Origin of the sequence: Streptomyces composti, assembly GCF_012034205.1 — a bacterium.
GTDB lineage: Bacteria > Actinomycetota > Actinomycetes > Streptomycetales > Streptomycetaceae > Streptomyces > Streptomyces composti.
The window spans coordinates 43150-61203 of sequence record NZ_JAATEM010000037.1 but is presented as its reverse complement, the minus strand read 5'-3'; the positions used below and the strand labels follow the sequence as shown (position 1 = coordinate 61203).

The window sequence follows — 18054 nt, the reverse complement described above, 5'->3', positions numbered from 1 at the left end:
CTTGCATCAACCCGCTTGATACGCAAGAGACCGCATACCGCTGGCGGGACTCAAGCGTAAGGATGATGCGCGAGCCTTGTGAAGAGCTTATGTGAGTGTCCTACCGGACTCCAGGGCTACTCGTCAGTTGAGTTCTCAATGAAATGCGCGGAGGCGGAGGCTGTTCGACACCACGAACACCGACGAGAACGCCATCGTCGCCCCGGCGATCATCGGGTTCAGCATTCCGGAGGCCGCGAGCGGCAGCGCGGCCACGTTGTAGCCGAACGCCCACACCAGATTGCCCCTGATCGTGGCGAGCGTCCTGCGGGAGAGCCGGATCGCGTCCGCGGCCACCCGCAGATCCCCGCGCACCAGGGTCAGATCGCCCGCCTCGATGGCCGCGTCGGTGCCGGTGCCCATGGCCAGGCCCAGATCGGCGGTGGCGAGCGCCGCCGCGTCGTTGACGCCGTCGCCGACCATGGCGACCGTACGGCCCTCGGCCTGCAGCCGGCGCACGGCCGCGACCTTGTCCTCGGGCAGCACCCCGGCGATCACCTCGTCGATGCCCACCTGCCGGGCCACCGCCTCGGCGACCGTCCGGTTGTCGCCGGTCAGCAGCACCGGGGTCAGGCCCAGGGCGCGCAGCCGGCGCACCGCCTCGGCGCTGGTCTCCTTGACCGCGTCCGCCACGGCCAGCACACCGCGCGGCACGCCGTCCCAGGTGACCACCACGGCCGTACGGCCCTCCCGCTCGGCCCGCTCGCGGGCACCGGCCAGCTCCGGCGGCAACGGGGCACCTCCGGCGCTCTCGGCGCTCTCGGCGCTCTCGGCGCCCTTGGAGCCCGTGGTGCCCGTGGCGTCGTGGAACCGCCCCACGCTCACCTCGCGGCCGTCCACCCGGCCGCGCACGCCCCGGCCGGGGACGTTCTCGAAGTGCTCGACGGGCGGCAGCGCGCCCAGGCGCTCCTCGGCGCCCGCGGCGATCGCCCGTGCCACGGGGTGCTCGGAGGCGTGCTCCAGGGCGCCCGCGAGGCGCAGCACCTCGTCCTCCGCCACGCCTTCGGCGGCGTGCACCGCCTGGAGGGTCATCCGGCCGGTGGTGACCGTGCCGGTCTTGTCCAGCACCACCGTGTCGACCCGGCGTGTGGACTCCAGCACCTCCGGGCCCTTGATCAGGATGCCGAGCTGGGCGCCACGCCCGGTGCCGACCATCAGCGCGGTCGGGGTGGCCAGGCCCAGGGCGCACGGGCAGGCGATGATCAGCACGGCGACGGCCGCGGTGAAGGCGGACACGGTGTCGCCGGTGGAGCCGAGCCACAGCCCGAAGGTGGCGGCCGCGATCAGCAGCACCACGGGTACGAAGACGCCGGAGATCCGGTCGGCCAGCCGCTGCACCTCGGCCTTGCCGTTCTGTGCCTCCTCCACCAGCCGCGCCATCCGGGCCAGCTGGGTGTCGGCGCCGACCCGGGTGGCCTCCACGACCAGCCGGCCGCCCGCGTTGACCGTGGCGCCGGTGACGGCGTCGCCCACGGTGACGTCCACCGGGACCGACTCGCCGGTGAGCATGGACGCGTCCACGGCCGAGGTCCCCTCGACCACCGTGCCGTCCGTGGCGATCTTCTCGCCGGGCCGGACCACGAACCGGTCGCCCACCGCCAGCCGCTGCGCCGGTATCCGCACCTCGCGCCCGTCGCGCAGCACGGCCACGTCCTTGGCGCCCAGCTCCATCAGAGCCCGCAGGGCCGCTCCCGCGCGGCGCTTGGAGCGGGCCTCCAGATAGCGCCCGAGCAGGATGAACGCGGTGACCCCGGCGGCGACCTCCAGGTAGATCGTCGAGGCGCCGTCGGTGCGCGAGACGGTCAGCTCGAAGGGATGGCGCATGCCGGGCATGCCCGCGTCGCCGAGGAACAGCGCCCACAGCGACCAGCCGAACGCGGCGAGTGTGCCGACCGAGACCAGCGTGTCCATGGTGGCCGCGCCGTGCCGGAGGTTGGTCCAGGCGGCCCGGTGGAAGGGCAGTCCGCCCCAGACCACCACGGGTGCGGCCAGGGCGAGCGAGAGCCACTGCCAGTTGTCGAACTGCAGCGGCGAGACCATCGCCGTCAGGACGACCGGGAGGGCGAGCACCGCCGAGACCAGCAGGCGCCGGCGCAGCGCGGTGAGCTCCGGGTCCTCCTGCGGGGCCTGCTCCTCCTCTCGCGGGGGCGCCGGCAGCTCGGCGGTGTAGCCGGTCTTCACCACGGTGGCGATCAGGTCGTCGACGGTGAGGTCCGACGGGTAGGTGACGCGGGCCTTCTCCGTCGCGTAGTTGACCGTGGCGGAGACACCGTCCATCCGGTTGAGCTTCTTCTCGATGCGGGCCGCGCACGCGGCACACGTCATCCCGCCGATGAGCAGCTCGACCTCGGACGTCGCGGGGCGGACGTCCTCGGGGGCGGTGGTGGTGGTCATCTCCTGGACTCCGCTGCGAGGGGAACGCCGGTAGGGGGGCGGGTCGCTCAGGCCTTGCCGACCAGCTCGTAGCCGGCCTCGTCGACCGCCGCGCGCACCGCCTCGTCGTCGAGCGGGGCCGCGGAGACGACGGTGACCTCACCGGTGGCGGCGGTGGCCTTGACCGAGCTGACGCCGGCGATCTCCGAGATCTCGCTGGAGACCGCGCCCTCGCAGTGCCCGCAGCTCATGCCGCTCACCTTGTAGACGGTGGTGACGGTTCCCTGGGTGTCGGTCTGGGCGGTCATGTCGTTACTCCTCGTCGAGGCGTGTGGGGCCGACGGGGCCACGGAGGCCCCGATACCACCGAGACTATACCCCTAGGGGGTATTAGTCGACCAGGGGGGTCAGGTACCGGAGGAGAACGTTCTTCAGCTCGCGCACATAGGCCTCGCGCTCCTCGCCCTCGTGGGCGAGGACCAGTTCCAGGCCGGCCTTGTAGATGCCCACGCACACCTCGGCGGTGCGCCGGACGTCCGCCGCCGGGGTGTCCGGCAGGAACGGGGTGAGCAGGGCCTCGACCCGGCCGATCAGGGTGGCGTGCAGGGCGTCGTGCTCCTCGGCCATGCGGCCGGGGATGTCCGGGCCGTGCATCAGGGTGAAGAAGACCGGATGGCGGCAGTTGAAGTCGATGAAACGGTCCACGGCCGCCCCGACCGCCTCCTCCAGCGGGGTCGCCGGGTCGACCGGGGCGAGCGCCTCGCCGTAGGTCCGGCGCATCTCGCCCATCAGCCGCTCGCCCAGCTCGATGGCGATCGCTTCCTTGTTCGGGAAGAACTGGTACAGGGTGCCCGGGGAGACGCCGGCCTCGCGGGCGATGGCGTTGGTGCTGGCGGCGGTGTAGCCGGTGGTGCAGAAGACGGACGCCGCCGCCTCGAGCAGCTGGGTGATGCGCCGCTCGCCGCGCGCCTGACGACGGCGCGGCTGCTCTTTCGCTGCTTTCGCTGTTCTCTCGCTCTTGGCGGGCACGTGGTTGTCCCCAGTTCTCGGTAAGCGTTGACAAACGCGAGAGGTCGCTCGCATTCTGATGAAACGCGAGCGATCTCTCGTGTTTTCCAGTCTATGGCCATGGCCTCGCACGTCCATGGCCGTGCATGTCCATGGCCGTGCATGTCCATGGCCGGGCACGTCCATGGCCGTGCCGGACTGCACTGCACGGTGACGGCAAGACGACTGCACGGTAAGACGACTGCATGGTGAAGGGGACAGCGCAGGATGAGTGAAGTCAGCAAGCCGCCCGGGACCGGGGGCTTCACGCGCCTCGTCACCGCCAGGCCCCGCCTGTCGCTGCTGGCGGCCCTGGTGCTCACGGTGCTCGCCGTGCTGGCCGGCGGCGATGTCGCCGACCGCATGCGCAGCGGCGGCTGGGAGGACCCGGACGCCGAGTCCACCTACGCCACCAAGGCCCTGGAGCGAGAGTTCCCCGACTCCCAGCCCAACCTCCTGCTGCTCGTCGACGCGGGCAGCGCCGATGTGGACGACCCGGCCGTCGCCGCCGAGGGCAGGCGGCTCGCCGAGCGGCTGGCCGGGGAGCGGGGAGTGACCGGCGTCCGCTCCTACTGGCAGACGGGCTCGCCCGCGCTGCGCGCCGAGGACGGGCGCGAGGCGCTGATCGCCGCCCGCATCACCGGCGACGAGACCGCGATGTACGAGACCCTGGACCGCATAGCCCCTGCCTACCGCGGCGAGAACGGCCCGGTGGACGTCAGCGTCGGCGGCCCGGTCGCGGTGCGGCAGGAGATGCAGACGATCATCCAGGAGGACCTGCTGCGGGCCGAGATGATCGCCCTGCCCGTGACGCTGGTCCTGCTGGTGATGGTCTTCGGCAGCGCCGTCGCCGCCCTGCTGCCCCTCGGTATCGGTGTTGTCGCCATCCTGGGCACCAACGCCGTGCTGCGCGGCCTCACCGAGTTCACCGATGTGTCGGTCTTCGCGATGAACCTGACCACCGCGCTCGGACTCGGTCTCGCCATCGACTACGCCCTGTTCATCGTCCGCCGCTTCCGCGAGGAGCTGGCCGCGGACGGCGACCCGCTGACCGCCGTGGGCGCCACGCTGCGCACGGCCGGCCGTACGGTGCTGTTCTCCGCGCTCACGGTCGCCGTGTCCCTCGCCGCGATGCTGCTCTTCCCGCAGTACTTCCTGCGCTCCTTCGCCTACGCCGGCATTGCGGTGGTGCTGCTGGCCGCGGCCGCCGCGCTGATCCTGCTCCCGGCCGCCCTGGTGCTGCTCGGCCACCGGGTCAACTCCCTGGATCTCAGGCGGCTGTTGCGGCGCGGGCGAGGAAAGGGGGCCGCGGACGCGGCGCCGGACCAGGCCGGGCGGCAGGCCGTCGTGGAGGAGGGCGCCGCCTGGGGCCGCACGGCCCGGGTGGTGATGCGCCGCGCCCCGTTCTTCGCCCTGGGCACCACCGCCGTGCTGGTGCTGCTCGGACTGCCCTTCCTGGGCGTGAAGTTCGGCACCGCCGACGACCGCCAGCTGCCCGCCGGCGCCGAGTCGCACATCGTGCAGCAGCACATCCGCGACGGCTTCCCGGGCAGCCCCGGCGGCGGCCTCGAGGTCCTCGCCGAGGGACGCGCCACCGAGGCGCAGTACGCCGCCTACAAGGAGCGCGTCGCCGCCCTGCCCGAGGTCCTGCGGGTCGAGGGCCCCCTGGTGAAGGGCGACTCGGCCTACTTCACCGTGCTGCCCGAGGGCGAGGCCGTGGACGACCCCGCCCAGCGGCTGGTGGGCGAACTGCGCGCGGTGGACGCCCCGTTCGACACCAAGGTGACCGGCATGGCGGCCGTCCTGGTCGACTCCAAGGACGCCATAGCGGAGCAACTGCCGCTCGCCCTCGTCCTCATCGCCCTGGTCACCCTGCTGCTGGTCTTCCTGCTCACCGGCAGTGTGCTGATACCGATCCAGGCGGTGGTGCTCAACGCGCTCAGCCTCACCGCGATGTTCGGGGCGGTGGTCTGGGTCTTCCAGGACGGTCATCTCTCCGGTCTGCTGGGCTTCACCAGCCCCGGCTCCATCGAGACCACCCTGCCGGTGCTGATGTTCTGCGTGGCCTTCGGACTCTCCATGGACTACGGGGTGTTCCTGCTCTCCCGCATCAAGGAGGAGTACGAGAAGACCGGCGACCACGAGCAGGCGGTCCGGCACGGTCTGCAGCGCACCGGCGGGCTGATCACGGCGGCGGCGGTCATCCTGGCGGTGGTCATGGTCGCCATCGGCACCTCCCGGGTGACCAACACCAAGATGCTGGGCCTCGGCATCGCGCTGGCCGTCCTGATGGACGCGATGATCGTCCGCAGCCTGCTCGTCCCCTCGGTGATGCGGCTCACCGGCCGCGCCACCTGGTGGGCGCCGCGGCCGCTGCGCCGGTTCCACGAGCGGTTCGGGCTCAGCGAGGGGGAGTCCGAACCGCGCGAGGAGGCCGCCGGCGGCCCGGCAGAGCAGCCGGCCTCGGAGCCGGACGGGCCCCGGGACGAGCCGTCCGGTGGCCGGCGCGACACGGTGGACGCCGGGCGGAGCTGACACCGCCGGCTCCCCGGAGTCAGGGAGCGGCGGAAGAGGGCAGCGACGCCTGAGCCGAACGGCGGCGCCTGAGCAGGGAGCGGCGGCTGCGCCCCACCCGGTCGGTGGGACGCAGCCGCCGCTCGTGCGCAGGGCCGGGGCCTCAGCCCCTCACCTCCGCCCCCGGTTTCCCGGACGCGACGCCACCCAGGCCCGGACGGTGTCCGCGTACCAGTAGGGCTTGCCCCCTTCCACATGGTCGGGCGGCGGCAGCAAGCCGTGCTTGCGGTAGGAGCGCACGGTGTCCGGCTGCACCTTGATGTGCGCAGCGATGTCCTTGTAGGACCACAGCCTTCTGTCGGTCATGCGTCGTACCTCCCCGCGCAGACCACGGCGGCGGCCGGGGGTGGCCGTCAGGGGGAGCCGGGCTGCGCTGGTGATCACCAAGCGTTGTGCCCGGTGAACGATGCGTGATGAGGCCGAGGCAGGGTTCGTGCGCGGGTGTGACCAAGGTCCCGCGTGCACGGGACATGTGTGACACGGGTGAGGCGTCTGTGACATCCCTGACGCGATCTGGTCCGTATGTCTGGACAAAATGTTGACAGCGCTGCGCCGCCCGGCTAGAAACCGGGGAAGGGCCGTAGGAACGGGACGCGCGCCCGGCACCGATCACCTCCGGCGCGGGAGGCCGCTTTGCTTTGGCAGGAGCGAAGTGCGAGCGACGACTCCCCGCCCGCTTCGGCCCCGCGCCGGAGGACTCCCGACCGGACCCCCGGCCGGCCCGCCGCAGGCGAACACGGCGGGCCGGCCGCGCGTATACCTCGGCGCGGTTCCGCTTTCGTCCGGCCCACGCCGACAGCACAGGGGGTTACCCGATGACGGCGCACACCACGACCACCCGGCTCACGGTCGCCCAGGCACTCGTCCGTTTCCTCGCCGCCCAGTACACCGAGCGCGACGGTGAGCGGCGCAGGCTGATCGGGGCCACCTGGGGCATCCTCGGCCACGGCAATGTCGCCGGAATCGGCCAGGCGCTGCTGGAGCACGCGGAGGTGATGCCGTATCACCAGGGTCGCAACGAGCAGGCCATGGTGCACGCCGCCGTCGGATACGCCCGCCAGTGCGGCCGGCTGTCCGCCCACGCCGTCACCACCTCCATTGGCCCCGGCGCCACCAACCTGGTCACCGGCGCCGCCCTCGCCACCGTCAACCACCTGCCGGTGCTGCTGCTGCCCGGCGACGTCTTCGCCGCCCGCCCCGCCGACCCGGTGCTGCAGCAGCTGGAGGTGCCGCACGCCGGCGATGTGTCGGTCAACGACTGCCTGCGCCCGGTCAGCCGCTACTTCGACCGCATCACCCGCCCCGAGGCGCTGATCCCCTCCGCGCTGAACGCGATGCGCGTGCTCACCGACCCCGCCGAGACCGGCGCCGTCACCCTCGCCCTGCCGCAGGACGTGCAGGCGGAGGCGTACGACTGGCCGGAGGAGTTCTTCGCCGAACGGGTCTGGACGGTGCGCCGCCCCGCCGCCGACCCGGCCGAACTGGCCGCGGCCGTCACCGCGATACGCGCCGCCCGCCGCCCCCTGCTGATCGCCGGCGGCGGGGTGCGCCACAGCCGCGCCGAGGAGGCCCTCGCCGGCTTCGCCGAGGCCACCGGCATCCCGGTCGCCTCCACCCAGGCGGGCAAGGGCGCCCTGCGCCACGACCACCCCCAGGACGTCGGCGGCATCGGCCACACCGGCACCGCCACCGCCTGCGAACTCGCCCGCGCCGCCGACCTGGTGATCGGCGTCGGCACCCGCTACACCGACTTCACCACCGCCTCCGGCACCCTCTTCCAGAACCCGGACGTCCGCTTCCTCAGCCTCAACATCACCGCCTTCGACGGTCACAAGCTCGCCGGGCTCCCGCTGATCGCCGACGCCCGCAGCGCCCTGACCCAGCTGACCGAGGCGCTCAGCGAGCCCCGGTACCGGATCACCGCCGGCTACGCCGCCGAGTACAGCGAGGACAAGGAGCGCTGGGAGCAGCGCGTCGACGCCTGCTACGAGGCCGACGAGCCCGACGTACGTCCCACCCAGCCGCAGGTGCTCGGCGTCCTGGACAGCCTGGTGGACGAGACCGACATCGTCATCAACGCCGCCGGCTCACTCCCCGGCGACCTGCACAAGCTCTGGCGCACCCGCTCCCGCGACCAGTACCACGTGGAGTACGGCTACTCCTGCATGGGCTACGAGATCCCCGCCGCCATCGGGGTCAAGCTCGCCGCCCCCGAGCGGCAGGTGTGGGCCCTGGTCGGCGACGGCACCTATCTGATGATGCCCACCGAGATCGTCACCGCCGTGCAGGAGGGAATCGCGATCAAGGTCGTGATCCTGCAGAACCACGGCTACGCCTCCATCGGCGCGCTGTCCGAGTCGGTCGGCGGCGAGCGGTTCGGCACCGCCTACCGCTTCCCGTCCGCCGACGGCGGCCACACCGGGCCACCGCTGCCGGTCGATCTCGCCGCCAATGCGGCCAGCCTCGGCATGCGGGTGCTGCGCGCCAGGACTGTCGACGGACTGCGCGGGGCACTCGCCGAGGCACGAACCGCCGACACTCCCACATGTGTCTACGTGGAGACCCAAACGACCGACACTGTGTCGGGCGCGCCTCCGGCGCAGGCCTGGTGGGATGTACCTGTGGCCGAGACCGCGACCCGCGCGTCCGCGGTCAAGGCACGTGAGCTGTACGAACGGCACGTCTCCACCCGACGCCGCCATCTGTGAAGGAGTACTCGGTCATGACGAAGATCGTCAACCACTGGATCGGCGGCAAGACCGCCGAGGGCGCCTCGGGTAACTACGGTCCGGTGACCAACCCGGCCACCGGGGAGGTCACCACCAAGGTCGCCTTCGCCTCCGTGGACGAGGTGGACGCGGCGGTAGCCGCCGCCAAGGAGGCGTTCCCGAGCTGGAGCCGGACCTCGCTCGCGCAGCGCACCACCATCCTGTTCCGCTTCCGCGCCCTGCTCGACCAGCACCGCGACGAGATCGCCGAGCTGATCACCGCCGAGCACGGCAAGGTGCACTCCGACGCCCTCGGCGAGGTCGCGCGCGGCCTGGAGATCGTCGACCTGGCCTGCGGCATCAACGTCCAGCTCAAGGGCGAGCTGTCCACCCAGGTCGCGAACCGCGTGGACGTGGCGTCCATCCGGCAGCCGCTGGGCGTGGTCGCCGGCATCACCCCGTTCAACTTCCCGGCGATGGTGCCGATGTGGATGTTCCCCATCGCCATCGCCTGCGGCAACACCTTCGTGCTGAAGCCCAGCGAGAAGGACCCCTCGGCCTCCGTCCGCCTGGCCGAGCTGCTCTCCGAGGCCGGCCTGCCCGACGGTGTGTTCAACATCGTCCACGGCGACAAGGTGGCCGTCGACCGCCTCCTGGAGCACCCCGACATCAAGGCCGTCTCCTTCGTCGGCTCCACCCCGATCGCCCGCTACATCCACACCACCGCCTCCGCCAACGGCAAGCGCGTGCAGGCCCTCGGCGGCGCCAAGAACCACATGCTGGTGCTCCCGGACGCCGACCTGGACGCGGCCGCCGACGCCGCGGTCTCCGCCGCCTACGGCTCGGCCGGCGAGCGCTGCATGGCGATCTCCGCGGTCGTCGCGGTCGGCTCCATCGGCGACGAACTGGTGGAGAAGATCCGCGAGCGCGCCGAGAAGATCAAGATCGGCCCCGGTGACGACCCGGCCTCCGAGATGGGCCCGCTGATCACCAAGGCCCACCGCGACAAGGTGGCCTCCTACGTGGAGAACGCGGCCGCCGAGGGCTGCGAGGTCGTCCTGGACGGCACCGGCTTCACCGTGGACGGCCACGAGAACGGCCACTGGATCGGCATCTCCCTGCTCGACAAGGTGCCCACCTCCGCCAAGGCCTACCAGGACGAGATCTTCGGCCCGGTGCTGTGCGTGCTGCGCACCGAGACCTACGAGGAGGCCCTGGAGATCATCAACTCCTCGCCGTTCGGCAACGGCACCGCGATCTTCACCCGGGACGGCGGCGCGGCCCGCCGCTTCCAGCTGGAGGTCGAGGCCGGCATGGTCGGCGTCAACGTCCCTATCCCGGTCCCCGTGGGCTACCACTCCTTCGGCGGCTGGAAGGACTCCCTCTTCGGCGACCACCACATCTACGGCAACGACGGCACGCACTTCTACACCCGCGGCAAGGTCGTCACCACCCGCTGGCCCGACCCCGCCGACATCCCCGCCGGCGTCGACCTGGGCTTCCCCCGCAACCACTGAGCACCCGCTCGCGCACCGTCGCCACACACCCTCACGGGGCCGTCCGTTCCACGGGCGGCCCCGCCCCTGTGCCGGTGTGCACGCCTGCGGGACGCGCCCGGTGAGAGGCCGTGGCCAGATTCTCGTACGACGGCCGCGGTATGCGGGGACCGGTGGGTACACCAGCGGGAGGTGACGAGGTTCGGTCTCCGGGCGGCAGGGGGACGGGGGGTGCACCCCGTACCGTGGTTCGCATGGATCTTCGACTGCCCGGCCTGCGGTGGTTCCGGTCGCTGCGGCCCCGAGGGGCGCTCGCGGCCGGGGCCGCCGTCGTCGTACTCGCCGGAGCCGGCACCTACGGCGTGATCGCCTCGGACGAGCCGCCCTCCGTCCGGCGCGCCGACCGGGTGATGACGATGGGCGACGGGGTGCGCATCGACACCTCGTACTTCACCGCGGGACCGGCCGGCCGCCGCCCCGCCGTGCTGCTCGGGCACGGCTTCGGCGGCAGCAAGAACGATGTGCGCGAGCAGGCCGAGGCCCTCGCCCGCGACGGATACGCGGTGCTCACCTGGTCCGCGCGCGGCTTCGGCCGGTCCACCGGGAAGATCGGCCTGAACGACCCGAAGGGCGAGGTCGCCGACACCCGCCGGCTGGTCGACTGGCTGGCGAAGCAGCCGGAGGTCCGCCTGGACAAGCCCGGCGACCCCCGCGTCGGCATGGCCGGCGCCTCCTACGCCGGTGCCGTCTCGCTGCTCACCGCCGGGCACGACGACCGGATCGACGCCCTGGCCCCGTCCCTCACCTACTACGACCTCGCCGACGCGCTGTTCCCGAACGGCGTGCTGAAGAAGCTGTGGGCGAGTCTCTTCGTCAGCGCCGGCGGCGGCTGCGACCGGTTCCAGCCCGAGCTGTGCCGGATGTATCAGCGGGTCGCCGAGTCCGGCACCCCCGACGCCGGGGCCCGCCGCCTGCTGGAGCAGCGCTCGCCGTCCGCGGTCGCCGACCGCATCGACGTGCCCACCCTGCTGGTGCAGGGCCAGTCCGACTCGCTCTTCCCGCTCGGCCAGTCCGACGCCACGGCCACGGCCATCCGCCGCAACGGCGCCCCCGTCGACGTCGACTGGATCGCGGGCGGCCACGACGGCGGCGACATGGAGACCACCCGCGTCGAGAACCGCGTGCGGGCCTGGTTCGACCGTCACCTCAAGGGCGAGAAGAGCACGGACACCGGGCCCGCCTTCCGCGTCACCCGCACCGGAGGCGTCGACTCCACCGACGGAGAGGCCCAGCTGCGCGGCGCGAGCGCCGACCGCTACCCCGGCCTGCACAGCGGACCCCGCGAGATCCCGCTCACCGGACGCGAGCAGACCTTCGACAATCCGGCCGGGGCGGGCCCGCCCGCCGTCTCCGCCCTCCCCGGACTCGGCGAGTCCGGCGGGCTGTCCCGGCTGTCCTCCCTCGGCGTCGGCGTCTCCCTGGACTTCCCCGGCCAGCACGCCCGCTTCGACTCCGCCCCGCTCCGCGAGGACCTGCGCATCACCGGCTCGCCGACGGCCACCGTCCGCGTGACCTCCTCCAGCGAGGACGCCGTCCTGTTCGCCAAGGTCTACGACGTCGGCCCGGACGGACGGCAGCAGGTACTGCCCTCCCAACTGGTCACCCCCGTCCGGATCGAGAACGCCAAGAAGGGCAAGGACGTCCGGCTCACCCTCCCCGCCATCGACCACGAAGTCGAGCGGGGCCACCGGCTGCGCCTGGTCCTCGCCTCCACCGACCTGGCCTACGCCTCCCCGGCCGCCCCCGCGAAGTACACCGTCGCGCTGAAGAGCGACCTCACGGTGCCGACCGCGCCCGGCGTCAGCACCGCCGCGGCACCCCTGCCCTCCTGGGTGTGGTGGCTGCCGCTCACCGCAGCCGCCGTCGCCCTCGTCCTGATCCTCACCGGCCGCCGCCGCACCTCGGCCGGCCGGGGCGCCGGCGCTCCCGACCCCGCACTCGCCGACGTGCCGCTGCAGATCACCGGCCTGAGCAAGCGCTACGCCGGCTCCGCCGACCGGTACGCCGTCCAGGACCTGTCCTTCCGCGTCGAACGCGGCCAGGTGCTCGGCCTGCTCGGACCCAACGGCGCCGGCAAGACCACCACCCTGCGCATGCTGATGGGCCTGATCCAGCCCGACGCCGGCGAGATCCGGGTCTTCGGCCAGGCCATCCGGCCGGGCGCCCCGGTGCTCTCCCGGGTCGGCGCCTTCGTCGAGGGCGCCGGTTTCCTGCCGCACCTGTCGGGCCGGGAGAACCTCGAGCTGTACTGGAAGGCCACCGGCCGCCCGCCCGAGGACGCCCACCTCGACGAGGCCCTGCAGATCGCCGGACTCGGCGACGCCCTCGCCCGCGCGGTGCGCACCTACTCCCAGGGCATGCGGCAGCGGCTCGCCATCGCCCAGGCCATGCTCGGCCTGCCCGACCTGCTCATCCTCGACGAACCCACCAACGGGCTCGACCCGCCCCAGATCCGCGAGATGCGCGAGGTGATGATCCGTTACGCCGCCGCCGGGCGCACCGTCATCGTCTCCAGCCATCTGCTGGCGGAGGTCGAGCAGACCTGCACCCACCTGGTGGTGATGGACCGCGGCCGGCTCGTCCAGGCGGGCCCCGTCGGTGAGATCACCGGCTCGGGCGAGACGCTGCTCGTCGGCACCGCCACGGCCGTCGAGGACGCCGTCGTCGAGAAGGTCGACGCGCTGCCCGGCGTGGCCTCCGCGGTGCGCACCGACGACGGGCTGCTGGTCCGCCTCGACGCGGACGGCAGCGCCCAGCGTCTGGTCGCCGACCTCGTACGCCTGGAGGTGCCCGTGCACTCCGTCGGCCCCCACCGCCGCCTGGAGGACGCCTTCCTCACCCTGATCGGAGGCTCGGCATGAGCAGCACGCTCACCGGACACCCCGAGGCGGCCGGCTACCGGGCCGGCCGCACCCTGCCCCTGCGGGTGGAGCTGGTCCGCCAGCTCAAACGCCGCCGGACACTGGTGATGTACTCGGTGCTGGCCGCCCTGCCGTTCGTGCTGGCGACCGCCTTCGCGATCGGCGGCGAGCCGGGAGGCCGCAGCGACCGCGTCACGCTGATGGACACGGCCACCGCCTCCGGCGCCAACTTCGCCGCCGTCAGCCTCTTCGTCTCCGCGGGCTTCCTGCTGGTCATCCCGGTCGCCCTGTTCTGCGGGGACACGGTGGCCTCGGAGGCGAGCTGGTCCTCCCTGCGCTATCTGCTGGCCGCGCCCGTGCCCCGGATGCGGCTGCTGTGGTCCAAGCTGATCGTCGGACTGGGGCTCAGTCTCGCCGCGATGGTGCTGCTGCCGCTGGTCGCCCTCGCCGTCGGCACCGCCGCCTACGGCTGGGGCTCCCTGCACCTGCCCACCGGCGGTGCGCTGGACGCCGGCACGGCGGCCCAGCGGCTGGTGGTGGTCGTGGCCTACCTGTTCGTCTCCCAGCTGGTCACGGCGGGCCTGGCGTTCTGGCTGTCGACCCGCACCGACGCCCCGCTGGGCGCGGTCGGCGGGGCGGTCGGACTGACCATCGCCGGCAATGTGCTGGACGCGGTCACCGCGCTCGGCCACTGGCGGGACTTCCTGCCCGCGCACTGGCAGTTCGCCTGGATCGACGCGGTCCAGCCCACGCCCGAGTGGTCCGGGATGATCCAGGGCGCGGCGGTCTCCGTCGCCTGCGCCCTGGTCCTGTTCGCCGCCGCCTTCCGCGGCTTCGCCCGCAAGGACGTGGTGTCCTAGGCGGACCTTCACGGACCGTCACTTCCACCGCGTCGTCGTCCCCGGACGGCCGCCGCGCGCCGCCCGCGACCGGTGCGGGCCATCCGGGTGAACCTGCGCAACCGATCCCTGTGGACCGGGTTGATGAAGGAGTAGGGCATGCGACGCCAAGAGAAGGCCGACCTCCGGATGTCGGTCTCCTCGCAAAGGCCGGCTTTCCCAAATCTTCAAGCAGGAAGACAACGACATTGCGACAGACCCTGAGCAGGGGAGTGTTCGCGGCGGCCGCCGCCACGGGCATTCTGTCCCTCTACGGTGCCCCGGCCCTCGCCGACTCGCAGGCGGAGGGAGCCGCCGAGAACTCTCCCGGCGTGCTGTCCGGGAACAACGTCCAGGTGCCGGTTGAGGCGCCGGTGAACGTATGCGGCAACACCGTCGGCGCGGTCGGCGCGCTCAACGAAGCGGCCGGCAACGTGTGCGCCAACACGGACGACGAGAAGAAGTCCGCCGCTGCGGACTCCTCCTCCACCTCGTCGTCCCGTGCCGCGTCCACGAGGTCCGCCGCCGAGGACGGCTCCGGCGGTGGCGCGCAGGCAGAGGGAGTCGCCAAGGGCTCGCCCGGTGTCGGCTCCGGCAACAACGTCCAGGTGCCGGTCCACGTCCCGGTGAACGTCTGCGGCAACAACATCGCGGGCGCCGGACTGTTCAACGAGACCGCCGACAACACCTGCGTCAACCACTCCGACGGCAAGGGCGGTCCGCAGGCGGTGGGCAGCGCCGAGGGCTCGCCCGGTGTTCTCTCCGGCAACCTGATCCAGCTCCCGGTCCACGTCCCGGTGAACGCCTGCGGCAACAACATCGACGTCGTGGGCATCTTCAACACCGCGTACGAGAACTACTGCGAGAACAGCGTCTCCACCCCGGACGAGCCGGAGAAGGAGACCAAGACCCCGCCGTCCACCCAGAAGCCGCCGACGACGCAGGTCGTCGCGCCCCCGGCCGAGGAGAAGGAGCCCGAGGCCCCGAGCCTGGCCCAGACCGGCAGCGAGGGCCTCCTCACCGCCTCGGCGGCCGGTGCCGCGATGCTCGTCGGCGGTGCCGTGCTCTACCGCCGCGGTCGCGCCGCGTCCCGCGTCTAGAGCCCCGTTCCGCCCCCGGCGGACACCCTGAGCGCCGAACCTCTCCGTCCGGCCCCGCCGCCGCCCCGGCGGCCAACCGCCCCCGTTCGACACGGCCGCCATCGTGTGACCGAGCCGGACGGGGGCGCGGCCGTGCCGGAGCCGTTCCGGGCGCGCGGGCGTTCCCGCCGACTGACAAGCCGGCCGGCGACCGGCAAGGCCCGCCACCGGCAAGGCCCGCCGACCGGCAAAGGGCCGCCGACGGGAGGGTGATCCCGTCGGCGGCCCTGCCACGCCCCGCGGGGCCCCGTCAGCAGGGCACCGTCAGCGGGTCACCGGAGCCGGCGTCTCGGCGCGGCCCGCGCTCGCCGGCAGCGGGACCCGGCCGCGGGCCGGCGTCGAACGGAGCCGGCGCCGCACGCCCTGGACCAGGGTCGAGGCGGTGAAGGTCGCCCCGTGCACGAAGCGCATGGCCGGGCCGAAGCCGGACGCGGTGATCAGGCCCGCCAGGAACAGCCCGGGCTGCGAGGACTCGAAGCACCGCCCGACATCGGGGGAGCCGTCGGGCAGCGTGGCGAGGCCGCGGCGCAGCTCCGGAGCGAGCAGGCCCAGCCGGTCGCAGCGGGCCCTGAAGCCGGTCGCCGCGATCACATGCTCGGTCTCCATCGAGCGCACCGAGCCGTCACGGCCCAGCACGTCCAGGCGCACCCCGCCCGGCACCGCGGTGGCGGCCGTCACCTCGTGGCTCGGTGACACCTCCACCGCGCCCTCCACCCGGTCCCGCAGCCACCAGGCGCCCGCCGGACCGAGCGCCGTCGCGGCGATGCGCGCCCGCGTGGACTCCGGCAGCCGCCGGAACAGGCCCGGACGCTCGGAGTAGAACCAGTTCTTCCAGCCGGGGCCGAGACCGCTGTGCGGGGAGCGCACCGACTGCCACCACGGGCGCTCCCACGGCGGCGGCACGTCGTTCCACACCAGCCGGTCCGCCCGCGCCAGCACCCGCACCCGGGTGCCCTGCTCGGCCAGCAGCGCCGCCGTCTCCAGGGCCGCCTGCCCGCCGCCGATCACGGTGACGTCCTTGCCGCGGAACTGTCCGAGGTCGCTGTGGTGGCTGCTGTGGGTCACCAGCGACGGGTGCAGCCCGCGCAGCGCCTGCGGCACCTCGATGAACGGCATCACACCGACCGCCAGCGCCACGGTGCGCGCATGCACCTCCTGGCCGTCCTCGGTGACCGCGACGAAACCGCCGGGCGCGGTCGCCAGCCTCACGATGGTGCGCTCGTCCACGTCGGGCACCGCGTGCTTGGCGAACCACAGGCCGTACCCGGCGAACGCCTCCACCGGGATCGGGTGGGCGTGACGCGCCGTCAGCCCGTTCTCGGCGCAGTAGACGTCGAGCCGCCAGCGGCCCGCCGGGTCGGACAGGTTGGACGCCCACGGCTCGGACTTCAGGAACATGCCGGCGGGCATGTGGTCGCGCCAGGACGCCATGGGGCGGCCGAACACCCGCATGCTCAGCCCGGCGGACGCGGCATGCGCCGCGATCGACAGCCCGTACGGACCGGCACCCACCACCAGAAGGTCGTACATCATCAACTGCTCGCTTTCTCGTTGTCGGTCGGCAAGGGTGAGGCCGCCCGGGGGATCACAGGGGTGGCCGGTGCCGCCGGCCTCGGGATCAGGCGCTGCCGCAGCCGGCCGGAGACATGGCGGCACCACAGGGACCACATCGCCCACCCGGGACCGCGGTCGTCCGCCGCGTACCAGGCGAGCTCGCGCCCGTCCGGCGCGCCGCGCAGCGCGGCCAGCGGCGCGTAGTTCTCCACCACGAACTCCCGCCCAGCCAGCTGCTCCCCGTCCGGCAGCGCACGGCCCGTCAGGTCCAGGTGCAGGGCCCGTACGACGTCCACGCCCGCGCTGTCCGCGAACAGCCGGAACTGCGCGCCCGGCCGCGGGTTGAAGTCGAGCAGGTGGTAGCGGCCGGTGGCGCCGCAGCGCCGGAAGTCCAGGTCGAGGATGCCGCGGTAGCCGAGCGCGGCGACCAGCCGTTCGGCCAGCCGGCGCACCTCGGGGTTGGGGGTCCAGCGGCCCACCGCCGTCAGGCCCGCGCCGCGCGGCCAGGCGAGCTGTTTGCGGCCCGGCCCGCCCGCACGCAGGGCGCCGGAGTGATCGGCGTAGCCGTGGAAGAACCAGTCGCGGTCCGGCCCCGGCGGCAGGAACTCCTGCAGCAGCAGCGGGCTGCCCGCCTCCTCGCTGCGCTCGTACAGCTGCCGGGCCTGCTGCGCCGTGTGCACCAGCTGGGTGCTGCGCAGCCCCCGGCCCGGCGGCAGCAGCCAGGGGCGGCTCCACTTCGCCACCGCCGGCAGCCCGAGCCGCCGCGCGTCGTCGGCGGCGCGTACCGCACTGTCCGGGACCAGGGTCCGCGGGTGCGGCAGCCCTGCCGAGGCGCACACCGCGGCCAACTCGGCCTTGTCCGCGACCCGTTCGGCCAGCGATCCGGGCATCTCGGGCAGCAGATAGGACGGGGCGAGGGCCTCGCGCAGGCGGGCCGCGGCGATCGCGCAGGCGTCGTCCATGGTCACCAGCACGGCAGGCCGCCCGATCTCGCCGGCCACCCGGCGCAGCACGGTGAGCAGATCGGCGTCGGAGGCCTGCGGGGGCGGCGGGGCGTGCAGCCGGGTCGCATACCGCGAGCGGCCGACCGGACTGCCCGTCACATCCGCGACCACATGCACGGGCACGCCGGCCCGGCCGAGGGAACGGACGGCGCCGAGCGTTCCGTGGTGAAAAGGGTTCCGGTCGGTCCGCAGCACCACGGCCGGGACGCCGGTGTCGAGCAGCGACACGCATTCTCGCTTTCCTCGGGAGCGGCTCGGAGCTTTCATCGCCGGCATCCGCCCGTATTCCGTCCGCTCGCCCGCTCGGGCGAGAACGGCACT

Annotated in this window: 12 protein-coding genes; 6 read left to right on the top strand and 6 right to left on the bottom strand. The window is 73.0% G+C overall.

The features are described 5' to 3' along the window. Positions 1-135: 135 nt before the first annotated feature. The 3 genes from HCJ93_RS25755 to HCJ93_RS25745 form a co-directional block, all read right to left on the bottom strand. On the bottom strand, positions 136-2433 hold the full coding sequence (locus tag HCJ93_RS25755; RefSeq protein ID WP_167998212.1) for a heavy metal translocating P-type ATPase: 2298 nt from the start codon (positions 2431-2433) through the stop codon (positions 136-138). Positions 2434-2480: 47 nt separating this feature from the next. Further along, positions 2481-2720, bottom strand: a complete 240-nt coding sequence (locus HCJ93_RS25750; RefSeq protein ID WP_167998211.1) for a heavy-metal-associated domain-containing protein — start codon at positions 2718-2720, stop codon at positions 2481-2483. A gap of 82 nt (positions 2721-2802) precedes the next feature. Next, positions 2803-3495: a TetR/AcrR family transcriptional regulator gene (locus HCJ93_RS25745; protein ID WP_206317959.1), complete on the bottom strand. Its 693-nt coding sequence runs from the start codon at positions 3493-3495 to the stop codon at positions 2803-2805. A gap of 192 nt (positions 3496-3687) precedes the next feature. Between HCJ93_RS25745 and HCJ93_RS25740 the strand changes: the two genes are divergently transcribed. Then, complete coding sequence (locus HCJ93_RS25740; protein WP_167998209.1) at positions 3688-5994, top strand: MMPL family transporter; 2307 nt, start codon at positions 3688-3690, stop codon at positions 5992-5994. Positions 5995-6144: 150 nt separating this feature from the next. Here the strand turns inward: HCJ93_RS25740 and HCJ93_RS25735 are convergent, their stop codons facing one another. Then, positions 6145-6339 (bottom strand): helix-turn-helix transcriptional regulator, encoded by a 195-nt coding sequence (locus HCJ93_RS25735; RefSeq protein WP_167998208.1) that lies wholly within the window; start codon positions 6337-6339, stop codon positions 6145-6147. 509 nt (positions 6340-6848) lie between these two features. Here HCJ93_RS25735 and iolD point away from each other — a divergent pair. The 5 genes from iolD (at position 6849) to HCJ93_RS25705 (ending at position 15136) form a co-directional block, all read left to right on the top strand. Beyond that, on the top strand, positions 6849-8741 hold the full coding sequence (gene iolD, locus HCJ93_RS25725; protein WP_167998207.1) for a 3D-(3,5/4)-trihydroxycyclohexane-1,2-dione acylhydrolase (decyclizing): 1893 nt from the start codon (positions 6849-6851) through the stop codon (positions 8739-8741). Between the two features lie 14 nt (positions 8742-8755). Then, positions 8756-10258, top strand: coding sequence for a CoA-acylating methylmalonate-semialdehyde dehydrogenase (gene mmsA / locus HCJ93_RS25720; protein WP_167998206.1), 1503 nt, complete (start codon positions 8756-8758; stop codon positions 10256-10258). 233 nt (positions 10259-10491) lie between these two features. Beyond that, on the top strand, positions 10492-13158 hold the full coding sequence (locus HCJ93_RS25715; RefSeq protein WP_167998205.1) for an alpha/beta fold hydrolase: 2667 nt from the start codon (positions 10492-10494) through the stop codon (positions 13156-13158). Then, positions 13155-14018 (top strand): ABC transporter permease, encoded by an 864-nt coding sequence (locus tag HCJ93_RS25710; protein ID WP_167998204.1) that lies wholly within the window; start codon positions 13155-13157, stop codon positions 14016-14018. The genes HCJ93_RS25715 and HCJ93_RS25710 overlap by 4 nt, the downstream gene beginning before the upstream one ends. Before the next feature lie 227 nt (positions 14019-14245). Continuing rightward, on the top strand, positions 14246-15136 hold the full coding sequence (locus tag HCJ93_RS25705; protein WP_167998203.1) for a chaplin family protein: 891 nt from the start codon (positions 14246-14248) through the stop codon (positions 15134-15136). A 303-nt stretch (positions 15137-15439) separates the two neighbouring features. On the opposite strand, the gene HCJ93_RS25700 is transcribed toward HCJ93_RS25705, so the two are convergent. Both HCJ93_RS25700 and HCJ93_RS25695 read right to left on the bottom strand, forming a co-directional pair. Further along, complete coding sequence (locus HCJ93_RS25700; protein ID WP_167998224.1) at positions 15440-16705, bottom strand: FAD-dependent oxidoreductase; 1266 nt, start codon at positions 16703-16705, stop codon at positions 15440-15442. 2 nt (positions 16706-16707) lie between these two features. Beyond that, a complete protein-coding gene (locus tag HCJ93_RS25695; RefSeq protein WP_167998202.1) occupies positions 16708-17961 on the bottom strand; it encodes a carboxylate--amine ligase in 1254 nt (417 codons plus the stop codon). Positions 17962-18054: the final 93 nt, after the last annotated feature.